This is a genomic window from Paraburkholderia sp. MM5384-R2 (assembly GCF_014201025.1).
Lineage (GTDB): Bacteria > Pseudomonadota > Gammaproteobacteria > Burkholderiales > Burkholderiaceae > Paraburkholderia > Paraburkholderia tuberum.
Map to the genome: position 1 here is coordinate 83008 of NZ_JACHDI010000009.1, position 20222 is coordinate 103229.

The window sequence follows — 20222 nt, forward strand, 5'->3', positions numbered from 1 at the left end:
ATGGCAAACATGGCTAATACGATCGATGCAGCCGGCGTGCCGGGCGCAAGCGCTGACGCTGACTCCGACGCCGCGGCGCTCACGCATCCCGCCAATGTGGCGGTCCGCAATCTGACGATTCGCCTCGGTTCGAACACGGTGATCGAGAACCTCGATCTCGACGTGCTCGCCGGCGAGTTCGTCGTGCTGCTGGGACCGTCGGGTTGCGGCAAGTCCACGCTGCTGCACAGCATCGCGGGATTGATCGATGTCAGCGACGGCAGCATCGAGATCGCCGGCGAAGACATGACGTGGGCCGATCCGAAGGATCGCCGCATCGCGCTGGTGTTCCAGTCGTACGCGCTGTATCCGACCATGAGCGTCGAGCGCAACCTGTCGTTCGCGCTGCGCATCAACGGCACGCCGAAGGCGGAAATCGCGCGGCGTGTCGCCCGCGCGTCGGAGATGCTGCAACTGGGTCCGCTGCTCAAGCGCAAGCCCTCGCAGTTGTCGGGCGGACAGCGGCAGCGCGTCGCGATCGGCCGCGCGATCGTGCGCGAGGCCGACGTGTTCCTGTTCGACGAGCCGCTGTCGAACCTCGACGCGAAGCTGCGCACCGAACTGCGCCGCGAACTGAAGCAGTTGCATCACAGTTTGGGCGCGACGATGATCTACGTGACGCACGACCAGGTCGAGGCGATGACGCTCGCGACGCGCATGGCCGTGATGCGCGGCGGCGTGATCCAGCAGTTCGGCACGCCGGCCGAGGTCTATGCGCGGCCGAACAATCTGTTCGTGGCGACCTTCCTCGGCTCGCCGGCGATGAATCTGCTGAAGGGCACGCTCGAGACGCGCGACGGCGCGCTTCACTTTTGCACTGGGCAGGTGCGGATCGACGTGTCGGCGTACGCGTTCAAGGGGGCGCCCTTGCAGGGCGTGCGCTGCGTGCTCGGCGTGCGCGCCGAAGACGTGCATATCACGGAAGGCGCCAGCGAGCGCGCGAAAGTTTCGCTAATGGAGCCGATGGGCAACCACCGCGTGATCTGGCTCGACTATCATGGCGAACAGATCGCGTCGATCGATCAGACCAAAGCGCCGATTGCGGAGGATGACACCGTGGCGTTCTCGTTCGACGCCGCGCATGTCTCGCTATTCGACGAAGCGAGCGGCGCGCGCTTATAACGCCGCGGCGCGTCACGCGCGAAGCGGCTCGTCGAGACAGGCTTGATGGAGAACCGCGTGGCAACACTCAAGGACGTCGCGGAACTGGCCGGCGTGGGCATGTCGACCGCCTCACGAGCCATTTCCGGCAAGGGACCGATTTCCGCCGATGCCGCGGCGCGCGTGAAGGCGGCGATCGAGGCGCTGAACTTCCGCCCTTCGTCGATCGGCCGGGCGATGGCGACGCAGCAGCTCGGCATCATCGGCATCTTCGTGCCGACCTTCTTTGGTTCCTACTACGGCACGATCCTGAAGCAGACCGACACCGAGCTGCGCGCGGTGGGGCGCCATGTCGTGGTCGCGACCGGTTGCGGCGAGGTGTCGCCGCGCGAGCAGGCGATCGAGGCAGTGCGCTTTTTGATCGGCCGCGATTGCGATGGCGTGGTCGTGATCAGCCACGATCTGCACGACGAAGACCTGATCATGCTGCATGGCATGCATCCGAAGATGGTGTTCCTGAATCGCGCGTTCGAGCAGTTGCCCGAAGCGTCGTTCAGCGCGGATCATCGGCGCGGCGGCGAACTCGCGGCGCGCACGCTGCTCGATCACGGGCATCGCGACATCGCGGTGATTTCCGGGCCCGCTACCGCGTCGGACAACGTGATGCGGATCGACGGCTTTTTCGCCGAGCTCGCGCGAGCCGGCATTGCGCGCGACGACGTCACGCTGATCGAATCCGACTTTTCGCCCGAAGGCGGCTACGCGGCCGCGCAGAAGCTGCTCGAGACGCAGCGGCGCGTGACCGGCCTGTTCTGCGCGAACGACACGATGGCGGTCAGCGTGCTCGCGCGCTTTCACCAGGCGGGCATTTCGGTGCCGCACGACATCTCCGTGATCAGCTACGACGACGACTACTCGGCCGCCTACGCGGCGCCCGGGCTCACGTCGGTGCATATTCCAACCGGGGAACTTACGCAAAACGCGGTGCGCTGGCTCATCAACCAGTGTTACGGCACCACCTGGGAGATCTTGCGCGAGTTTCCGCTCAGCGTGACGATGCGCGAATCGGTCGGGCCAGCGCCGATGCCGAAGAAAAATACGCGCGGCGCAAAGCGGTAGAAGGGTTTGCCTAATCGTGGCGGTGTGATGCCTGGCGCGCGGACGCGCGCCGTGGCGGCCTATTCGCGTTTTCACTTACGCATCGACGATCTCTTTAAGCCTCCCGTAATCCTGCGCAATAGTGCTTTGCGGTTTTCCCTCATTAAACTTACTTCAAATTTCTTTACACTTCCCGGTAACAAGTTGTTACGGGGTGAGTGTGATGCTGGTCATCTTTCTGATCGCCTGTCCGATCTGCATTGCTGCGCTGTTCGGTTTCGCGCGCCATGTGGACCCGCAGACAGGGCAATTCAAACGGTAGATCTTCTTCGCGCGTTTTCTTCGGCGGCTGCGCCGCGGAGATTTTCGCTTTGCGATTAACGTCCGTTAGTTCGTTGTGCGCTTGAAAGGAGCAATCGTTTGCGTTCTTTCGGTTTGCTTTCTCGTTTTCGTTTTCGTCAATAGCCCGTTCTCCCTTTCATAAGTCTTGCCTTGGCGCGCCGATTCGCGGCACGATGCGCGATCACTTTCGTTTTAGGTCAGCATCGCGTATGCAAGATTCTCTGCAAAAAATGGCGGCGCGTGCCAGCGTGCTGAAGGGCGTTCTTCCTTTGAGCCGGATTGCGGCGGCGCGCGATGCGCTGGCCGGCGTGCAGCTTGCGTCGATGGATATTCCGCAGGTCCTCGGCTATGCGCGCATTGCCGGCATGCCGGCCGTCACCGGGCTCTACACGGTGTTCCTGCCGCTCGTCAGTTTCGCGTTCTTCGGTGCCTCGCGGCATCTGGTCGTGGCCGCCGATTCGGCCACCGCGACGATCTTCGCGAGTCGTCTTTCGACGATGGCGCCCGCGTCGAGCGCCGAGTATGCGGCGCTCGCGGCGATGGTCGCGTTGCTGACGGCCGCGTTGCTGTTCGTCGCGCGCATCTTCAAGCTCGGCTTTCTCGCCGATTTCCTGTCGCGTACGGTGCTGGTCGGCTTTCTTGCGGGCGTCGGCGTGCAAGTCGGCATCGCGATGCTCGGCGACATGCTCGGCGTGCCCGGACATGCGGCGAGCAGCGTGAAACAACTGCTGCTCGTCGTGAGCGACGCCGCGCAGATCAATCGGCCGACCCTGGCGATCTCGCTGCTCGTGGTGACCGCGATTCTCGTCTGCAAACGTTTCTGGCCGCGCCTGCCGGTGCCGTTGGTCGCGGTCGTCGCGGGCATTGCCGCGAGCGATGTGTTCGGATTCGCCGCGCACGGCATCTCCATCCTCGGACCGGTGGAGGGCGGATTGCCGCCGCTGCGGATTCCGTCGGTGACGTGGCAGCAGATGCTCGATCTCATGCCGGTCGCGGCGTCGTGCTTCGTGATGATCGTCGCGCAAAGCGCCGCGGCGAGCCGGGTGTTCGCCGACCGCTATCACGAGCCGGTCGATATCAACGCAGACCTGCTCGGCATCGCGGCCGCCAACGCGGCGGCGGCGTTTTCCGGCGCGTTCGTCGTCAACGGCAGCCTGACGCAGACCGCGATGGCCGATCGCGCCGGCACGCGCAGCCAGTTCGCGCAGCTCGTGTTCGCGGCGGTCGTGGTGGTCGTGCTGCTGTTTTTCAGCCGCTATCTGCAGTATCTGCCGCACTGCATTCTCGCGAGCATCGTGTTTACGATCGCGATCGGCCTGATCAATCTGCAGTCGCTCTTTTCGATTCGCCGCGAAAGTCCCGGCGAATTCGCGCTGGCGTTGTTCACGGCGGCGGCGGTCGTGCTGATCGGCGTCGAGCACGGCATTCTGGTCGCCGTCGCGTTGTCGTTGCTGCGTCACGTGCGACACAGCTACCGCCCGCACACGATGATGCTCGCGCCCAACGGCGACGGCATGTGGGTGCCGGTGCCGGCCGTGCCCGGCATGGAGACCGCGCCGGGGTTGATCGTCTATCGTTTCGGCGCCGATCTGTTCTACGCGAACGATCATTTTTTCGTCGACGATACGCGCCACCTGATCGATCACGCACCGAACGCCGTGCGCTGGTTCGTCGTCGATGCGAGCGCGATTACGGATGTCGATTATTCGGCGGCGCGCTCGGTGGGCGAGTTGTGCTCGGCGCTCAAGCGCAGTGGGATCGAGGTGGTCTTTGCGCGGGTGAATCGCTATTTGCGCTCGGATATGGATCGGCATGGAATCACGCCGATCGTCGAGGAGCGCTGTATTTTCGGCACGCTGCATGAGGCGCTGAGCATGGCGGGAGTGGAGAATCCGCATGAGCGGGTTAAGGGGGCGCCATAACGGGGAGCCCTAGCTTCGCACTGAGGCGGCGCATGCCGCGAACACCGCCTCGGACGGGCAAATTGCTTGCATACGTTGTCAGCGCCTCATTTGTTGTCGCTTGCCTCGATTATTCTGACCTTCCGCGTCGACGAGCAGATATCGATTACAGGAACATGAACAGCTTCGATTCGACCATCGAAACATACCTGTCCAGCATACACTTCGGTCATTTCGCGACCCAATCGATACAAGCCATCGCCGACCTCTACACCTTTAAAGGCCTGGTACTGATTGCCGTGCTTTGGTGGATCTGGTTTCAGCAAGACGGGCGCCCCGAATGGCGGCGCGAAATAGTTCTCGCGACGCTTCTCAGCGGTGTCGTGGTGCTCTTCGTCGGAAGGCTGCTGGCTCACTGGTTGCCATTTAGAGTGCGTCCCATCTATAGCGCCGAACTTCATCTGCAGTTCGCGAGCGGCGCGGCCCAGACTGCGCAGTTGTCAGACTGGAGTTCGTTCCCAAGCGATCACGCTATGCTGTGGATGGCCATCGCCACCGGCATCTTCCTCGTGTGGCGGGGCATCGGCGTGCTGGCGCTTCTCTATACCGCGCTCTTCATTTGCGTTCCGCGGGCCTATCTCGGCTTTCACTATCCGACCGATCTTCATTTTGTGTGTCGAACTCGTCACGCAATTCGAAGAACTGCGTGCTCTGGCGTGCGGAGTGTTCAAACATCTATGACCCGCGCGGAGCGCCACGGCGCATGCCGATATTCTCGAGATTCGCCCTGGCGCCGCCTTTCAGTGAGCCGGGATTAGCGAGCACACTCTATTGCCATCTCATGCAATATTCTGTCTAATGAATTCAGAATAAAACGTCCGATTCATTCGGCTCGCTGACTTAGTCGACGGGGTTCACTTCATGTACTCTCTGCTGCCGCTCAAGGCCCAGGTGCGCCGTCACGCGCGAACGCTCGCCGGGTATTTCCCAGCTCCATTTTCACGCGACGAATCAAGCAGTGTCGACATCCTCGGTGTCATGACCCCCGGGCTGCTGAACGGGAATACCCTGCTGAACCTCAACTACGGCGAAGTGGACCGCTTCACCGGCAAAACCCGCGCGACGGGCACCTTATTCGTCGCAATTGGCGACGACTTCGTGCGCGTCGCCACTTCGGTCAAAAGGCAAACCGGCGAGCGGGCCGTGGGCACGGTACTCGACCGCTCGCATCCCGGCTATCGGATGCTGCGCGGCGGGCAACCCTACACCGGTTACGCGACGCTATTCGGCAAGCAATACATGACACGGTACGAGCCGATCCGGGACAGTTCTGGCGAGGTAATCGGCGCGCTGTATGTCGGCCTCGACGTCAGTGAGGTGTGGAACCTGTCGATCGGAGCCAGACTCGCGCTGCTTACCCTGGCCGCCAATACCGTACTTCTGCTGGGCTATGGTCGGCTGCTGGAGGCGGTGATTCCCCCCGACCGAGCGAGCCCGGGAGCGGCGTTGCCAGCTTTCCTGCAAACCGGGGTGATCGGCTTCGGGCTACTCGGCGCGCTGCTGGTCGGCGCGCTGGTCTTCGTGACGACCCGGCGCGGTCTCGGCATGCAACTGCTCGAAGCGAAGGCCGCCGCCGAAAAACTCGCGGCCGGCGATTTGACCGCGCAAGTTCATGTCAGCCGGCGCGACGAACTGGGCCAGTTGATGCAGGCAATGAACGGCATCAGTGTCGGTTTGGCCTCGGTAGTCGGCAACGTCCGACGTGCCTCCGATATGATCGCGCTGGGCGCGCGCGAAATTGCGGCCGGCAACGCGGAGCTTTCGTCCCGCACCGAGGCGCAGGCTGGCTCGCTCGAGGAAACCGCGTCGACGATGGAACAATTGACGGCGATGGTCTGCGCTAATGCCGAACGCGCTTCGGACGCCAACCAACACATCGCCTCGGCCTCCGATCTCGCGGTCAAAGGCGGCACCGTGGTGGGGCATGTGGTGACCACCATGTCGTTGATCCGCGGCAGTTCACACAAGATCGTCGACATCATTAGCATGATCGACTCAATTGCCTTTCAGACCAATATCCTGGCTTTGAACGCGGCCGTCGAGGCAGCACGCGCCGGCGACCAGGGACGCGGCTTTGCGGTCGTCGCCGCCGAGGTGCGCAGCCTGGCCCAACGCAGCGCCACGGCCGCCAAGGAAATCAAGGCGCTGATCACCGACTCGGTCGGCAACGTCAATGCAGGCGGCGAACTGGTCGACCAGGCTGGCCGGGACATGACCGAAATCGTCACGGCTGTCGATAGTGTGGTCACTTTGATGGGTGAGATTACCCACGCGAGCAACGAGCAAAGTACCGGCATCGGCGAAGTCAACCGCGCGATCGGGCAGATGGACGAGATGACCCAGCAGAACGTTGCCCTGGTGGAGCAGGTGGCAGCCGCGGCAGCCAGCATGCAAGAACAGGCGTCCACATTGGAAGATGCCGTGCAGGTATTTCGGCTGGTAGGCGATGGGCAAACTGACATTCGCCCCATACGATGAGCGCTGCGCGCGAGGTGCACGCAGGCGCTTCTCGCACTTTCCTGGACTAGAATGGGTTATTGCCGACGTCGTAGACGTATCTGGTCAGCCCGACGTGCGGGATTCTCGTTGGAGGAATGCCATGCCGACTTACCGGTACAGGTGTGAGAAGTGCGGTGAGATGTTCGAACATGCCGAGCATCTTGCTGAACATGAAAACGCTCATCCGGCTTGCCCAAAGTGCGGAAGCGAGAAGGTTCTGCACACACCCACGCCATTTGTGCCGAAAACCTCCAGAAAGAGCTGAAACCTGTCTGATCGGGTGCGTGCTGCCAGATTGACGGCGCGGTACGCATGATAGGCAACGTCATTTGCGCGTGGTTGCCGTTATGCGGTTGTTTAACTTCAACGGTGCGTAGTTTCCATCCGCTGACCGTCACGGGTCGGGGCGTAGGCTGGCGTAAGAATGGATCACGCGCAGCGCGTCGAGCGTATTCTATGAAGCTTCTTGCCGAATTCGTCGGCAGGCCGTGAGGGTCCCATGGATACGACAGAGCGGATCATCAAGTGGCGCGATCAGCGGCATGCCGACGGTGTCGGCAGCGAACCTCGCAATCCGCTGCCCGCGGTGTGCGACGTATCGGTGACGAACGTTTGCAACGCCGCATGCGACTTCTGCGGGTTCTCTCGCGAGAAAAATCTGGCGGGGCCACGTCGCTATCTCGACCCTGATGAGTTCGCGCGCGCACTGCCGATCCTGCGCAGACGCCGGATTCGTTACATGACGCTGCAGGGAGGCGAGCCGCTGGTTCATCCCGAGATCGCATCGCTCGTGGCTTCGGCGACCAAGGCCGGCATGCAGTGCGGCGTGATTACGAACGGCTGGTTTCTTCCCCGCTACATCAAGGCACTGGCGGCCGCCGGCCTCAGGCGTCTGCTGATTTCCATCGATAGCGCGGACATGCGCGAGCATGAGCGCAATCGCGGTCTGCGCGGTCTCGAGGCCCGCATCCGCGACGGCATCACTCAGGCCCATAGCTTCGGCATCGAGGTCTGCGCATCGATTACGGTGAGCCGACTGGTCCGTTACGAGTTGCTTCCCGAGACGCTCAACCGGCTTGGCTTCGATGCCGTCGTTTTTTCCTATCCACGGCGCGAGGCGTTTGGATCTACGTCGCTTGTTTACGACGAAGAATCGAAACTCGTCGACCTGAACACCGACGAACTACTCGAAGCGTTGAGGGCAATCGCGCGCCTCAAGAAGCATTTCCGTGTCATGGACCCGAGCGCTGCGCTGGCAGAGGTCGCGCGTTTCGTGCGCGGCGAACAGCAACTGGTTCCATGCATCGGTGGCAGCAAGTACTTTTACATCGACTGGAACCTCGATGTTTGGCGTTGCGAGGCGTGGCCTGAGCCGATGGGCTCCGTCTTCGACCTCGACCGCTTGCCCGATCAACGGCAACCCTGCAATGACTGCATGATGGGATGCTACCGGCATGCCAGCATTCTGATGCACGGTGCCGTCGCCGTGACCGACTCGGTGTACGCGCTGGGCAAGGGGCAGCTTCGGGCTGCTGTCGGCTTGTTGTTCCAGCGCAGCGTTGCGTATTCGCTGTGGGCGCTTTCAGTGGAAGAATTACCTCGGGCGGCGCTCATCTCATTCGCAAGACGGACTGGCCAACGCCATTCCACGCCGCAAACTGAATGAGTTCGATTTCCGCGACTGAGGTCCCCGGGGGGAGACGGCTCGCCCATTCGAACGCCCGTCCGCGTTACTCGACCGGCGCAACCGCGCCTCCCGACAAGGTGTCGATGAGGGCTTTAGATGATTGCGGGCAAGCCGCTTTCACCGCCGAACCCATCGGCTGTGCTCGGCATCGGAAGCGAGAAAACTGTCATCGGACCGATTCCATTGCCTAAGATCAAGCTACGCGCTCCGTGAGGTAAGCACCGCGGCTCGCGAATGGCTTTATTGTCGCGCTCCCCTTTTCCCGCGCGACTTTTCGACAAGGAGGTCACGATGAAATCAGAGGACAAGGGCGACGTGCGCGCTTTCGTGCAAACGGCCGAGCAGGGCGGCGAGCATGTCTGGGTAATCACGCTGGTCGACTTCGCGGCCCGTGAGGTCAAACGCTCGCTCGTTTCGGACGAGACGTATGCGACCTCGGCCGCTGCCAGAGATGCCGGCGAGGCTCATTTGAAGGCACTGGAGCAAGACCGCTAGGTCCACGCACTGCCGCCTTGTTTTCGCGCGTGGACGTACTAACGTTGGACTATAAGTACACGGGCGGTAATGGGGCGGAAGAGGGCAAAGTTCATGGCCAGTACGCAAGGAACCACCGGATCGCCGTTTGCGGTGTCCGTCGAAGCGGGCAGCTATCGCGTCACGCGACCACAAAGCGCAAGCGATGTGATCGGCCTGCTGCAAGCGCGCAATATTCAGATCGTCGATCTGAAATTCACCGACTTGCCCGGACTCTGGCAGCATTTTTCGATCACGCTTCCCGAGGTTCACGACGACCTGTTCAGCGCCGGCATCGGTTTCGATGGTTCATCGATCCGCGGCTTTCAGGAGATCCACGAGTCCGACATGCTGCTGCGGCCTGACCCGGCAACGGCCTTCGTCGACCCGGCTTGCGGCACGCCGACGCTGTCGATCATTTGCGACGTCGTCGATCCCGTGCTGCGGCAGCCGTATTCGCGCGATCCGCGCTACGTGGCGAAAAAGGCGGAGAACTATCTGCGCCAGACGGGCATCGCGACGACGTGTTATTTCGGGCCGGAGCTCGAATTCTTCATCTTCGACTCCATCCGCTTCGGCCAGGATCAGCACTGCGGCTACTACTACGTCGAGTCGGGCGAGGGCGACTGGACCACCGGTCGCGACGAAGGCGCATACGGCGGTGGCAACCTCGGCTACAAGCAGCGCTACAAGGAGGGCTATTTCCCGGTGCCGCCTCATGACACGCTGCAGGAGATCCGCTCGGAAATCGCGCTGACGCTCCAGCAGGCGGGCGTACAGATCGAAGTGCATCACCACGAAGTTGCGACCGCGGGACAGAACGAGATCGACATGCGCTTTGCGACGCTGACCCGCATGGCCGACAACGTGATGATCTACAAGTACATCTGCAAGAACGTCGCGCGTCGGCACGGCAAGGTCGCAACCTTCATGCCGAAGCCGCTGTTCGCCGACAATGCGAGCGGCATGCATTGTCACCAGAGCCTGTGGAAAGACGAACAGAACCTCTTTTACGACGCGGGCGGCTGGGCGCTGACTTCGGACATGTGCCGCTGGTACATCGGCGGATTGCTCCAGCACGCACCCGCGCTGATGGCCTTCTGCGCGCCGACGACGAATTCATACAAACGCCTGGTACCCGGATATGAGGCGCCCGTCAATCTGGCGATGTCGCAGCGCAACCGGTCGGCCGCGGCGCGCATTCCGATGTATTCGGATTCGGCCAACGCGCGGCGCGTCGAATTTCGCTGTCCGGACCCGTCGGCCAATGCATATCTTGCTTTCGCCGCGATGCTGATGGCCGGCCTCGACGGCATTGAAAACAAGACCGATCCCGGCGAGCCGCTCGACCGCAACATCTACGATCTGCCGCCCGAAGAAGCGCGCAATATACGGCAGGTGCCGGGCTCCCTCGACGCGGCGCTGGCCGCGCTCGAAACCGATAACACGTTCCTGCGCAAAGGCGATGTCTTTACAGACGACGTGATCCAGACCTGGATCGACTACAAGCGCAGCCGCGAGATCGACACGATCAAATTGCGTCCGCATCCATGGGAGTTTTATCTGTACTTCGATATCTAGAAGAACAACGCAGGCGGTGACTCGGTCTTGGTACGAGAGCGCCTCGATGCGAGCGCCTCGCGACTCAATCGTCCGCGAAAAAATGGCCGATGAAAATGCAGCCAGCCGCGAGCGCGGCGCCCAGCGCCGCGACCGTATAAGCGAGCCTGACACCGTGCCACAAGCTATCGAACCATTGATGCAACTGCGCCATCAGTACCGCCGCGTTGCCGCCGATCTGCTGTAGCTCGATCTGATAGCGCGGATCGACGATGCCGTACATCGCGACCGCGCTATCGGACGGCGGCACGCTCACGTAGATGAGCACCGCGGCGATCAGGCTGACGACCAGGATCGCCGCGCCGGTGAGATAGAGCCGCTTTTGCAGCGGCGAGCGTTGGTTGGAAGAAGGTGCGTCGTGGTCGTTGCCGTTCATCGTTGCGTGGGTGGGTGCGTTAGCAGCCGTCGTTGATGGAGCCGAACCGCCAGTATCGCAGAGCGCGGCCTCGGGCGACCCAGACGCGCCCGACCCACCTCAACTCTTCGACGTCAACAATTTGACCCCCGCAATGCCGAACATCACCGCGAGCGAGCCATCGAGCCAGCGCCGGATCGCCGTATAGACGCGGCGTGCGGACGCCGTCGAAAACAGCACCGCGTAGCTGCTGAATACCGTCGCGCCGATCACCATGCAGCCCAGCACGACCGGCGTCACGTGCGCGGCGCCGTGTACCGGCGACATCGCGAGCGACACGATCGACAGCCACACCAGCACCGCTTTCGGATTCGTGAGATGCAGCAAAAGGCCACGCAGATAGAGTCGCCCGAGCGGTTCGTCGACGCGCGCCGCGCTCGCGGCCGGCTTGCCGGCGCTCCACGCCGAGCGTGCGGACTTGAAGCCGAGCCACAGCAGATACAAGCCGCCCGCGATCCGGATCGCGACGAGGCATTCCGAGTAGGCGGCGAGCACCGCCGACAACCCGAGCGACGCGAGCAGCGCCCATGAGAACGAGCCCGACACCACGCCGAGCGCGAACACCAGTGCCGCGCGTCGGCCCGCGCTCATCGCGAGCGACATGATCGCGAGATTGCTCGGCCCAGGGCTCGCGGTGCCGACGAAATAGGCGCTGTAGGCGATCAGGACATCGGCGGTGAGCAGAGGGCTGGCGATCATGGCGGGCAAAGGTAAGGGCGGAGCGCGTGTTCGACAATGCAATGCAACGTGCCACACAGCCGGTTGAATGAAGCGACGATTCTGCGCGCTGTCGCGCGCGACTCACAGATACAGTTGCGCGTACGTATGGCAGCACACTCGAAGCGAACCCGAAGCGAACCCGAAGCGAACCCGAAGCGAACCCGAAGCGAACTCGCATCGAATGCGGCGTGCAAAGCGCTCAACCGTGCGCCGCGCTCGCAATACACTCGGCCAACGCATCGGCGACCACCGGCCGGCTATGCCGCGGCCGCAGCACGAGCCCGATCTCGCGCTCGAAGCTCGCATCGCCGAGTTCGAGTGCGACGACGCTCGCTGGCCATTTGCCGAGCCCGGCCGTATTCGGAATCAGCGCGACACCCATGCCGCGCGCGACCAGTTGCACGATCGCCTGCAATTCGTCGAGCTCGACCGCATCGCGCACGCCAAGGCGCGCGCGCCGCAGAAAACGGTCGACGAGCCGTCCGCCGAACGACGCGCGGTCGTAGCGGATGAACGGCTCGCTGCGCAGCAGTTCGCGCCACGAGCGGCCGCCGCGCGCAAGCTGTTTCGGCGCGAGCAGCACGAACGGTTCGGCGACGAGCGTGCGCCATTCGAGTTCCGACGGCAGCGCGAACGGCGGTTTGATGATGACGGCCAGATCGAGCTCGCCCGAGTCGACCTGGCCGAGCAGCCCCAGCGACACGCCCGGCACCACGCGAATCCGCCAGCCGGGACGGTCGTCGCGAAAGCGCGCGAGCGCGTCGGCGAGCAGCGACACCTGCGCGGACGCGATCGCGCCGACCCGCAGCATGCCGCTTTCGGCGGCGCCGCCGCTGCGCTCGGAGAGCCGCGCATAGAGCGTCATCATTTCCTCGGCGAGCGCGAGCGTTTCGCGGCCCGCCTCGTTGAGCGTCGCAGAGCGGCCGGTGCGGTCGAACAGCCGAAAGCCGAGTTCCTGTTCGAGCCGCTGCATCTGCGCGCTGACGGCCGATTGCGTGAGCCCGATGCGCGCGCCCGCGCCGGAGAACGTGCCGTACTGGCTGACGGCAATCAAGGTTTTCAACTCGCTGAGCATGATCGATCAATCGATTTTGGTGATGGTCAGGTCAAATATATATCGTTTCTCAACATTTTTATTCATGATTAAACTTTGCGTCAACTGAACCGGTTGCCAGTCGTGCCAGTCGTAATTCATCCTCACTCCCACCCCAGCGAGTCTTTCTATCATGAGCGTTGCCGAAACCGCTTTGCCGCCGTTCCACCTGGCGTTTCCTGTTCATAGCCTCGCCGCCGCGCGCGAGTTCTACGGCGAATTGCTCGGCTGCCCGGAAGGGCGCAGTTCGGACGCATGGGTCGATTTCAATTTCTACGGTCATCAGATCGTCGCGCATCTGGCGCCGGACGAAGTCGGTCACCGTCATACCAGCGCGGTCGATGGCGACGCGGTGCCGGTGCGCCACTTCGGCGCGGTGCTGTCGATGGAGCAATGGCAGGCCGCCGCGGACAAACTGCAGAAGGCTGGCATCGAATTCATCATCGAGCCGCATGTGCGCTTCAAGGGCGAGGTCGGCGAACAGGCGACGATGTTCTTCCTCGATCCGTCGGGTAATGCGCTCGAGTTCAAGGCGTTCGCCGATATGTCGTCGCTGTTCGCCAAATAAGCGTCGCGGGCGTTGACGCCAGGATACGGATAACTGCAAATGAAGGCCGGTCGACCATTCAGGTCGACCGGCCTATTTTCGTTGAAGGGGATGGCCGCACGGAGCAAAATCGCCCCGTCGTGCGAATCAATCTGAAAGCATGTTTCATATTATTCAGCCAAAAAACATGCCGCGTATCAGCAAACGTTTCATTAACTGCGCGTAAATTTATTCAACAAACGTTTGCTTTGCGGCTAATTCGCAGCTAATTCGGCGAGAGCCCTTCGCCTCCAAAAATGGCACATTTGCTTTCAACAAGCTTCCTGACGATTTCGCCATTTTCATGCCATGCAGGCGTTGGTGCCATCGATCTAGCATAAGCGCAGATTCAATCCCTCCCTCCACCCGCATTTTCTCTGGCCCGTTTCAATGTGGATCGTCAACGTAGCGCTTAAGCGGCCATACACGTTCATCGTGATGGCAATTCTGATCGTGCTGGCGACGCCCTTCGTGCTGTTCACCATGCCCGTCGACGTGCTGCCGGATATCAACATTCCGGTCGTCAGCATCATCTGGACGTATACGGGGCTGTCGGCCGAAGACATGGCCACCCGCATCACGTCGGTCAACGAGCGCAGTCTGACCACGACGGTCAACGACATCGAACATATCGAATCGCAATCGCTCCCCGGCATCGCGATCCTGAAGGTGTTTCTGCAGCCGAACGCGAACATCCAGACGGCGATCGCGCAGACGGTCGCCATCGAGCAGGCGCAATTGAAGCAGATGCCGCCGGGCGCCACCGCGCCGCTGGTCATCAGCTACTCGGCTTCCAGTATTCCAGTCATCCAGCTCGGCCTGTCGAGTCCGAAACTCTCGGAGCAGGATCTCAACGACACTGCGCTGAACTTCCTGCGACCGCAACTCGTGACGATTCCGGGCGCGGCCGTGCCGTATCCGTATGGCGGCAAATCGCGGCTGATCTCGGTCGACCTCGACACGCGCGCGCTGCTGGCCAAGGGCCTGACACCTGCCGACGTGGTCAACGCGTTCAACGCGCAAAACCTGATTCTGCCCACCGGCACGGCCAAGATCGGGCCGAAGGAATACACGATCGAAATGAACGGGTCGCCACCGACGTTGGAAGGCCTCAACGACATTCCGGTGCGCACCGTCAACGGCGCGACGACCTACCTGCGTGAAGTCGCGCATGTGCGCGACGGCTTCTCGCCGCAGACCAACATCGTGCGGCAGAACGGTCATCGCGGCGTGCTGATTTCGGTGCTGAAGAACGGCAACGCGTCGACGCTGTCGATCGTCGATACGTTGAAAGGCATTTTGCCGGCCGCGCGCGCCGCGCTGCCGCCGGATTTGCAGATCACCGCGCTGTTCGACCAGTCGGTATTCGTGAAGGCGGCGGTGCAGGGTGTGGTGCGCGAAGCGCTGGCCGCCGCCGCGCTGACCGCCGCGATGATCCTGCTGTTCCTTGGCAACTGGCGCAGCACCTGCATCATCGCGATCTCGATTCCGCTGTCCATTCTGTCGTCGCTGATCGTGCTGCACGCGCTCGGGCAGACCATCAACATCATGACGCTGGGCGGCCTCGCGCTCGCGGTCGGCATATTGGTGGACGACGCGACCGTGACGATCGAGAACATCGAGCGGCACCTGCACTTGGGCACGAATCTGCACGATGCGATTCTCGAAGGCGCCGGCGAAATCGCAGTGCCGGCGCTCGTCTCGACACTGTGTATCTGTATCGTGTTCGTGCCGATGTTCTTCCTGACCGGCGTCGCGCGCTATCTATTCGTGCCGCTCGCGGAAGCGGTGGTGTTCGCGATGCTCGCTTCGTACATCCTGTCGCGTACGCTCGTGCCGACGCTCGCGATGCTGCTGATGGGCCACGCGCACAAGCCGAAGGCGGGCACGAAGCCGAATCTGTTCATGCGTCTGTATCACCGCTTCGACGCAGGCTTCGAGCGCATGCGCGCGACTTACATCATGATCCTGAGCAGCCTGCTCGTGCGTCGCAAGATGTTCGGCGCGCTGTTCCTCGGTTTCTGCGTGCTGTCGATGGGCCTGTTCTTTGCACTCGGCGAAGACTTCTTTCCGAGCGTCGACGCGGGCGACATCCGTCTGCACATGCGCGCGCCGACCGGCACGCGTATCGAAGAAACCGCGCGGCTGGCCGACGAGGTCGAGAAGGTGATCCGCGAAGTCGTGCCGCCCAGGGAGTTGGGCACGATTCTCGACAACCTCGGGCTGCCGTATAGCGGCATCAACCTGTCGTATAGCAACGCGGGCACGATGGGCACGCTCGACGGCGAGATCCAGATTGCGTTGAACGAAGGCCACAAGCCGTCGCAGATCTACATGGACAAGCTGCGCGCGATCCTGCCGCAGCGTTTCCCGGGCGTCGAGTTCTTCTTTCAGCCGGCCGATATCGTCACGCAGATCCTGAACTTCGGCCTGCCTGCCGCGGTGGACGTGCAGATTTCGGGTGCGAATCAGCAGGGCAACCTCGACGTCGCGCGCAAGCTTCTGAAGCAGGTGCGACTGATTCCCGGCACCGTCGACACGCATATCCAGCAGAAGCTCGACGAACCGGTGATCGATCTGCACATGGACCGCACCCGCCTGCAACAACTGAACCTGACCGCGAACGACGTCGCGCAGAACGTGCTCGTTTCGCTATCGGGCAGCTCGCAGACGTCGCCGGGCTTCTGGGTCAACAACAGGAACGGCGTGGAATACAAGGTGGCGGTGCAGACGCCGCAGTACCAGGTGTCTTCGATCGACGAGCTGTTGCGCACCCCGGTCTCGGCCACGATGAACGGGCCGACGCAACTGCTCGGCAACCTCGTGCAGATCTCGCCGAAGAGCCAGTTCGCGGAAGTCACGCATTACAACATCCGTCCGGTCATCGATCTGTATGTGAGCGTTGAAAAGCGCGATCTCGGCAGCGTGGCGAATCAGGTCGACAAGATCGTCGACGAGGTGCGCGGCTCGCTGCCACGCGGCAGCACGATCACCGTGCGCGGCCAGGTACAGACGATGCGCAGTTCGTTCTTTGGGCTCGGCATCGGCGTCGCGATGGCGATCGTGCTCGTGTATCTGCTGATCGTCGTGAACTTCCAGTCGTGGGTCGATCCGCTGATCATCGTCAGCGCGTTGCCGGCGGCGCTCGCGGGGATCATGTGGATGCTGTTCCTGACCGGCACCCATCTGAGCGTGCCGGCGCTGACCGGCGCGATCATGACGATGGGCGTCGCGACCGCGAACAGTATTCTGATGGTCGCGTTCGCGCGCCAGCGGCTGTCGGCCGGCGCGCCGCCGCTCACGGCCGCGCTCGAAGCCGGCGCGAGCCGGATTCGTCCGGTGCTGATGACCGCGTTCGCGATGATCATCGGCATGATTCCGATGGCGCTCGGTCTCGGCGAGGGCGCCGAGCAGAATGCGCCGCTTGGCCGCGCGGTGATCGGCGGGTTGCTGTTCGCGACCGTGTCGACGCTGTTTTTCGTGCCGCTCGTGTTTGCGGGAATTCATTCGTGGCTCGCGCGCCGTCATAAGAACGGCGGCGACGACGACAACGGCGGTGGCGACGCTGGCGGCAACGGCGGTGGCAGTGGCAGTGGCGGCCATCGTGACACCCCCGCACCGGAACCCAGCAGCGCGGCGACGCTCGCGTAAAAGTTAAACGATGGTTGACTGAGATGACCGAAAAAACTCATGCATCGCTAGCGATCCCCGCGCGGGAAACCGAAGAAGGAGAGCACCGGCTGCCGCCGCGCCATCGCGAATGGAAGCGCGCGAAGATCGCCGTCGTGATCGTGCTCGTGCTGCTCGTGGCAGGCACACTTCGCACCGTGATCGCGAACGTGCTGCAAAACCGCGAAGTCGCGGCGATCGCGCAGCAGAATGCCACGCAGTACGTGAACGTCGTCACGCCGACCCAGACCGAGGGCGGCGGCGACACGCTGCTGCCGGGCACGCTGCGCGGCTATGTCGAGTCGCCGATCTATGCACGCGCGACCGGCTATCTGCTGCACTGGTACGCCGACATCGGCACCCACGTGAAGCAGGGGCAACTGCTCGCCGAGCTCGATACGCCGGAAATCGACCAGGAACTCGCGCAGGCTCTGGCACAGCGTCAGCAGATCAATTCGAGCCTCGCGCTCGCGAAGAGCTCGCTGGACCGTTGGCAGCAGTTGCGCCAGCGTGATGCGGTGTCGCAGCAGGAACTCGATGAACGGCAAAGCACCTACACGCAGGATCTCGCGAATCTCGCGGCCGCCGATGCGAACGTCAAGCGTCTGCAGCAGCTCGAATCGTTCAAGCGGATCGTCGCGCCGTTTACCGGCGTGGTCACGCAGCGCAACGTCGACGTCGGCGATCTGATCGACGCGGGCAGCGGCACGAGCCGTGCGTTGTTCGCGCTTGCTCAATCGGACCCGTTGCGCGTCTATGTGCAGTTGCCGCAGGCCTACGCGCAGAACGTCGCGGTCGGGCAGAAGGTCGTGGTCACGCAGGCCGAGCTGCCGGGCCAGCAGTTCAACGGCAAGATCACGCATATATCTGGCGCGATCGACGTGCCCACGCGCTCGTTGCAGATCGAAGTGACGCTGCCGAATCCCGACGACGAGCTGCGCCCCGGCGCGTACGTGCAGGTCGCGGTGCCGGCCGCCGCGCATGCGCGTCTCACGGTGCCCGGCAACGCGCTGCTGTTTCGCGCGGAGGGTCCGCGCCTCGCGGTCGTCGATGCAAAGGGCAACGTGAGCCTGCGCAAGGTCGTGATCGCGGTGGACCTCGGTCAGCAGCTCGAAATCGAAAGCGGTATCTCGCCGAGCGATCGCATCATCGTCAACCCGAGCGATTCGATTGCCGATGGCGATCACGTGCAGGTGCAGCCGCTGCAGAAGAACGGCAAGGGGGCGTCGTGACGTTCGCGGCCTCACGCCAGGCGCGTACGCGTGGCACCGTCTTCACCGCGCTGAGCGCTTGCGCCGGCGCGGCGCTGCTCGCCGCGTGCACGGTCGGCCCGGACTATCAGCGGCCGCAGGCCGAGGTGCCGCCCGAATGGCACACCGATTCGTTCTGGCGCGTCGCCGCGCCGTCGCATGCGCCGATCGCGCCGGACTGGTGGACGGGCTTCGCCGACCCGACGCTCGCGACGCTCGAAACCCAGGCACTCGCGCAGAACCAGACGCTCGCCGCGGCGAGCGCGCACTACGAGCAGGCGAAGGCGACGCTCGCGAACACCAGCGCGCAGCGCGTGCCGGAAGTCGATTTCAACGCACAGGCCTCGCGCTTCCGTATTTCGCACGACCGGCCGCTGACGAACTACGCGACGCCGACCGAATCGACGGTGCAGAACAGCATCCAGCTCGGGCCGACGATCAGCTATGACACCGATCTGTTCGGCCGCATCCGTCGTCAGGTCGAGGGCGCGCAGGCGTCGGCCGAACAGTCGGCGGACGATCTCGCGAACGCGCGGCTCGTGCTGACGACCGACCTCGCCACCGACTACTTCACGCTGCGTGAACTCGACCGCGAGATCGACGTGCTGAACCAGTCGGTGAAGCTGCAGCAGAGAGCGCTCGACTACGTGAACACCGAGCACGATCTCGGCTCGGTATCGGGCCTCGACGTGCTGCAGCAGAAATCGCAGCTCGATTCGACGCGCGTGCAGGCGCAACTGCTGCTCAATCAGCGCGCGCAGTTCGAGCATGCGATCGCCGCGCTGGTCGGCGTGCCGGCACCGCAGTTCGCGATCGAGCCGAAGGTGCTCGACATCAAGCCGCCGACCGTACCGCTCGGCGTGCCGAGCGACGTGCTGCAAAGGCGCCCCGACGTCGCCTCGGCGGAACGTGCGATGGCGGCGGCCAACGCGCAGATCGGCGTGGCCAGGGCGGCGTTCTTCCCGAGCCTCACGCTGACGCCGGGCATCGGCTGGGAGAGCACCGGGTTCGCCAATCTGCTGAGCGCGCCGACGCTGATGTGGACGCTCGGCGCGACGGTCGGTCAAGTGATCTTCGACGGCGGCCGGCGCGCGGCCAACGTCCAGTACGCGAGCGCGGGCTACAAGGCGACCGAGGCGAATTATCGGCAGACCGTGCTGAGCGCGTTCCAGCAGGTACAGGACGGCATCACAGGACTGTCGGTGCTCGACGGCGCGGCGAAGCAGTCGCGCGAGGCGGTCGAGGACGCGCAGCGGCTGCTGTCGCTCGCGAACGATCGCTATTCGGGCGGCCTCGTCGCGTATCTGAACGTGATCGACGCGCAGGAGTCGCTGCTGACCAGCGAGCGCACGGACGTGCAGATTCACGGCCAGCAGTTGACGCTGTCGGTGGCGCTCGTGAAGGCGCTCGGCGGCGGCTGGGAGGGCGGCGCGCAAGGTGGCGCAATGGCCGGGAACGAGGCTACCCGTACGAACGCGACAGCGAACGTCGCCAGTGCTACGGCATCGCCGCAGCAAGCGCCAGCCGGCGGCGCGCAGCAGAAGGAGATGCCGGCTCCTGCACACTGAATCGCCCCGGCAGAGCTTGCATGCCGAGGCAGTGGGATCGGCGCGAGGCATCAGGGGCGTT

General features: G+C 63.2%; 15 protein-coding genes and 1 pseudogene. 13 read left to right on the forward strand and 3 right to left on the reverse strand.

Going from position 1 to position 20222, the window contains the following annotated elements:
* The 9 genes and pseudogenes from HDG37_RS16710 (at window position 1) to glnA (ending at window position 10821) form a co-directional block, all read left to right on the forward strand.
* Window positions 1-1161: an ABC transporter ATP-binding protein gene (locus HDG37_RS16710; RefSeq protein WP_184049506.1), complete on the forward strand. Its 1161-nt coding sequence runs from the start codon at window positions 1-3 to the stop codon at window positions 1159-1161.
* 45 nt (window positions 1162-1206) lie between these two features.
* Window positions 1207-2259 carry a substrate-binding domain-containing protein gene (locus tag HDG37_RS16715; RefSeq protein ID WP_184049508.1) on the forward strand — a complete coding sequence of 351 codons (1053 nt, stop codon included), beginning with the start codon at window positions 1207-1209 and terminating at the stop codon, window positions 2257-2259.
* Window positions 2260-2789: 530 nt separating this feature from the next.
* Complete coding sequence (locus HDG37_RS16720) at window positions 2790-4502, forward strand: SulP family inorganic anion transporter (protein ID WP_184049510.1); 1713 nt, start codon at window positions 2790-2792, stop codon at window positions 4500-4502.
* A 155-nt stretch (window positions 4503-4657) separates the two neighbouring features.
* A pseudogene (locus tag HDG37_RS16725) lies at window positions 4658-5222 on the forward strand (phosphatase PAP2 family protein).
* Between the two features lie 180 nt (window positions 5223-5402).
* Window positions 5403-7019 carry a methyl-accepting chemotaxis protein gene (locus HDG37_RS16730; protein ID WP_184049512.1) on the forward strand — a complete coding sequence of 539 codons (1617 nt, stop codon included), beginning with the start codon at window positions 5403-5405 and terminating at the stop codon, window positions 7017-7019.
* Window positions 7020-7140: 121 nt separating this feature from the next.
* Window positions 7141-7305, forward strand: a complete 165-nt coding sequence (locus HDG37_RS16735) for an FmdB family zinc ribbon protein (RefSeq protein ID WP_184049514.1) — start codon at window positions 7141-7143, stop codon at window positions 7303-7305.
* Between the two features lie 234 nt (window positions 7306-7539).
* Window positions 7540-8706 carry a radical SAM protein gene (locus HDG37_RS16740; RefSeq protein ID WP_184049516.1) on the forward strand — a complete coding sequence of 389 codons (1167 nt, stop codon included), beginning with the start codon at window positions 7540-7542 and terminating at the stop codon, window positions 8704-8706.
* A gap of 312 nt (window positions 8707-9018) precedes the next feature.
* Window positions 9019-9222: a hypothetical protein gene (locus HDG37_RS16745; protein ID WP_018424860.1), complete on the forward strand. Its 204-nt coding sequence runs from the start codon at window positions 9019-9021 to the stop codon at window positions 9220-9222.
* Window positions 9223-9315: 93 nt separating this feature from the next.
* A complete protein-coding gene (gene glnA, locus HDG37_RS16750) occupies window positions 9316-10821 on the forward strand; it encodes a type I glutamate--ammonia ligase (RefSeq protein ID WP_184049518.1) in 1506 nt (501 codons plus the stop codon).
* A gap of 64 nt (window positions 10822-10885) precedes the next feature.
* Here the strand turns inward: glnA and HDG37_RS16755 are convergent, their stop codons facing one another.
* From HDG37_RS16755 to HDG37_RS16765, 3 genes are all read right to left on the reverse strand, one after another.
* Window positions 10886-11236 (reverse strand): hypothetical protein, encoded by a 351-nt coding sequence (locus tag HDG37_RS16755; protein WP_184049520.1) that lies wholly within the window; start codon window positions 11234-11236, stop codon window positions 10886-10888.
* A 99-nt stretch (window positions 11237-11335) separates the two neighbouring features.
* Complete coding sequence (locus HDG37_RS16760) at window positions 11336-11974, reverse strand: LysE family translocator (protein ID WP_184049522.1); 639 nt, start codon at window positions 11972-11974, stop codon at window positions 11336-11338.
* 220 nt (window positions 11975-12194) lie between these two features.
* Window positions 12195-13070 (reverse strand): LysR family transcriptional regulator, encoded by an 876-nt coding sequence (locus HDG37_RS16765; protein WP_184049524.1) that lies wholly within the window; start codon window positions 13068-13070, stop codon window positions 12195-12197.
* 151 nt (window positions 13071-13221) lie between these two features.
* On the opposite strand from HDG37_RS16765, the gene HDG37_RS16770 reads away from it, so the two are divergent.
* The 4 genes from HDG37_RS16770 (at window position 13222) to HDG37_RS16785 (ending at window position 20161) form a co-directional block, all read left to right on the forward strand.
* Window positions 13222-13656, forward strand: a complete 435-nt coding sequence (locus tag HDG37_RS16770; protein ID WP_008918388.1) for a VOC family protein — start codon at window positions 13222-13224, stop codon at window positions 13654-13656.
* Between the two features lie 408 nt (window positions 13657-14064).
* The gene (locus HDG37_RS16775) at window positions 14065-17325 is read left to right on the forward strand and encodes an efflux RND transporter permease subunit (RefSeq protein WP_184049526.1); all 3261 of its coding nucleotides are present in this window, start codon (window positions 14065-14067) and stop codon (window positions 17323-17325) included.
* Window positions 17326-17348: 23 nt separating this feature from the next.
* Window positions 17349-18575 carry an efflux RND transporter periplasmic adaptor subunit gene (locus HDG37_RS16780; RefSeq protein ID WP_184049528.1) on the forward strand — a complete coding sequence of 409 codons (1227 nt, stop codon included), beginning with the start codon at window positions 17349-17351 and terminating at the stop codon, window positions 18573-18575.
* Between the two features lie 50 nt (window positions 18576-18625).
* Window positions 18626-20161, forward strand: a complete 1536-nt coding sequence (locus tag HDG37_RS16785; RefSeq protein ID WP_184049764.1) for an efflux transporter outer membrane subunit — start codon at window positions 18626-18628, stop codon at window positions 20159-20161.
* Window positions 20162-20222: the final 61 nt, after the last annotated feature.

Coding starts and splice junctions, on each gene's coding strand:
- HDG37_RS16740 (WP_184049516.1), top strand. CDS start 7,540: ATGGATACGACAGAGCGGATCATCAAGTGGCGCGATCAGCGGCATGCC.
- HDG37_RS16760 (WP_184049522.1), bottom strand. CDS start 11,974: ATGATCGCCAGCCCTCTGCTCACCGCCGATGTCCTGATCGCCTACAGC.
- HDG37_RS16755 (WP_184049520.1), bottom strand. CDS start 11,236: ATGAACGGCAACGACCACGACGCACCTTCTTCCAACCAACGCTCGCCG.
- HDG37_RS16775 (WP_184049526.1), top strand. CDS start 14,065: ATGTGGATCGTCAACGTAGCGCTTAAGCGGCCATACACGTTCATCGTG.
- HDG37_RS16780 (WP_184049528.1), top strand. CDS start 17,349: ATGACCGAAAAAACTCATGCATCGCTAGCGATCCCCGCGCGGGAAACC.
- HDG37_RS16745 (WP_018424860.1), top strand. CDS start 9,019: ATGAAATCAGAGGACAAGGGCGACGTGCGCGCTTTCGTGCAAACGGCC.
- HDG37_RS16715 (WP_184049508.1), top strand. CDS start 1,207: ATGGAGAACCGCGTGGCAACACTCAAGGACGTCGCGGAACTGGCCGGC.
- HDG37_RS16770 (WP_008918388.1), top strand. CDS start 13,222: ATGAGCGTTGCCGAAACCGCTTTGCCGCCGTTCCACCTGGCGTTTCCT.
- glnA (WP_184049518.1), top strand. CDS start 9,316: ATGGCCAGTACGCAAGGAACCACCGGATCGCCGTTTGCGGTGTCCGTC.
- HDG37_RS16765 (WP_184049524.1), bottom strand. CDS start 13,070: ATGCTCAGCGAGTTGAAAACCTTGATTGCCGTCAGCCAGTACGGCACG.
- HDG37_RS16710 (WP_184049506.1), top strand. CDS start 1: ATGGCAAACATGGCTAATACGATCGATGCAGCCGGCGTGCCGGGCGCA.
- HDG37_RS16720 (WP_184049510.1), top strand. CDS start 2,790: ATGCAAGATTCTCTGCAAAAAATGGCGGCGCGTGCCAGCGTGCTGAAG.
- HDG37_RS16735 (WP_184049514.1), top strand. CDS start 7,141: ATGCCGACTTACCGGTACAGGTGTGAGAAGTGCGGTGAGATGTTCGAA.
- HDG37_RS16730 (WP_184049512.1), top strand. CDS start 5,403: ATGTACTCTCTGCTGCCGCTCAAGGCCCAGGTGCGCCGTCACGCGCGA.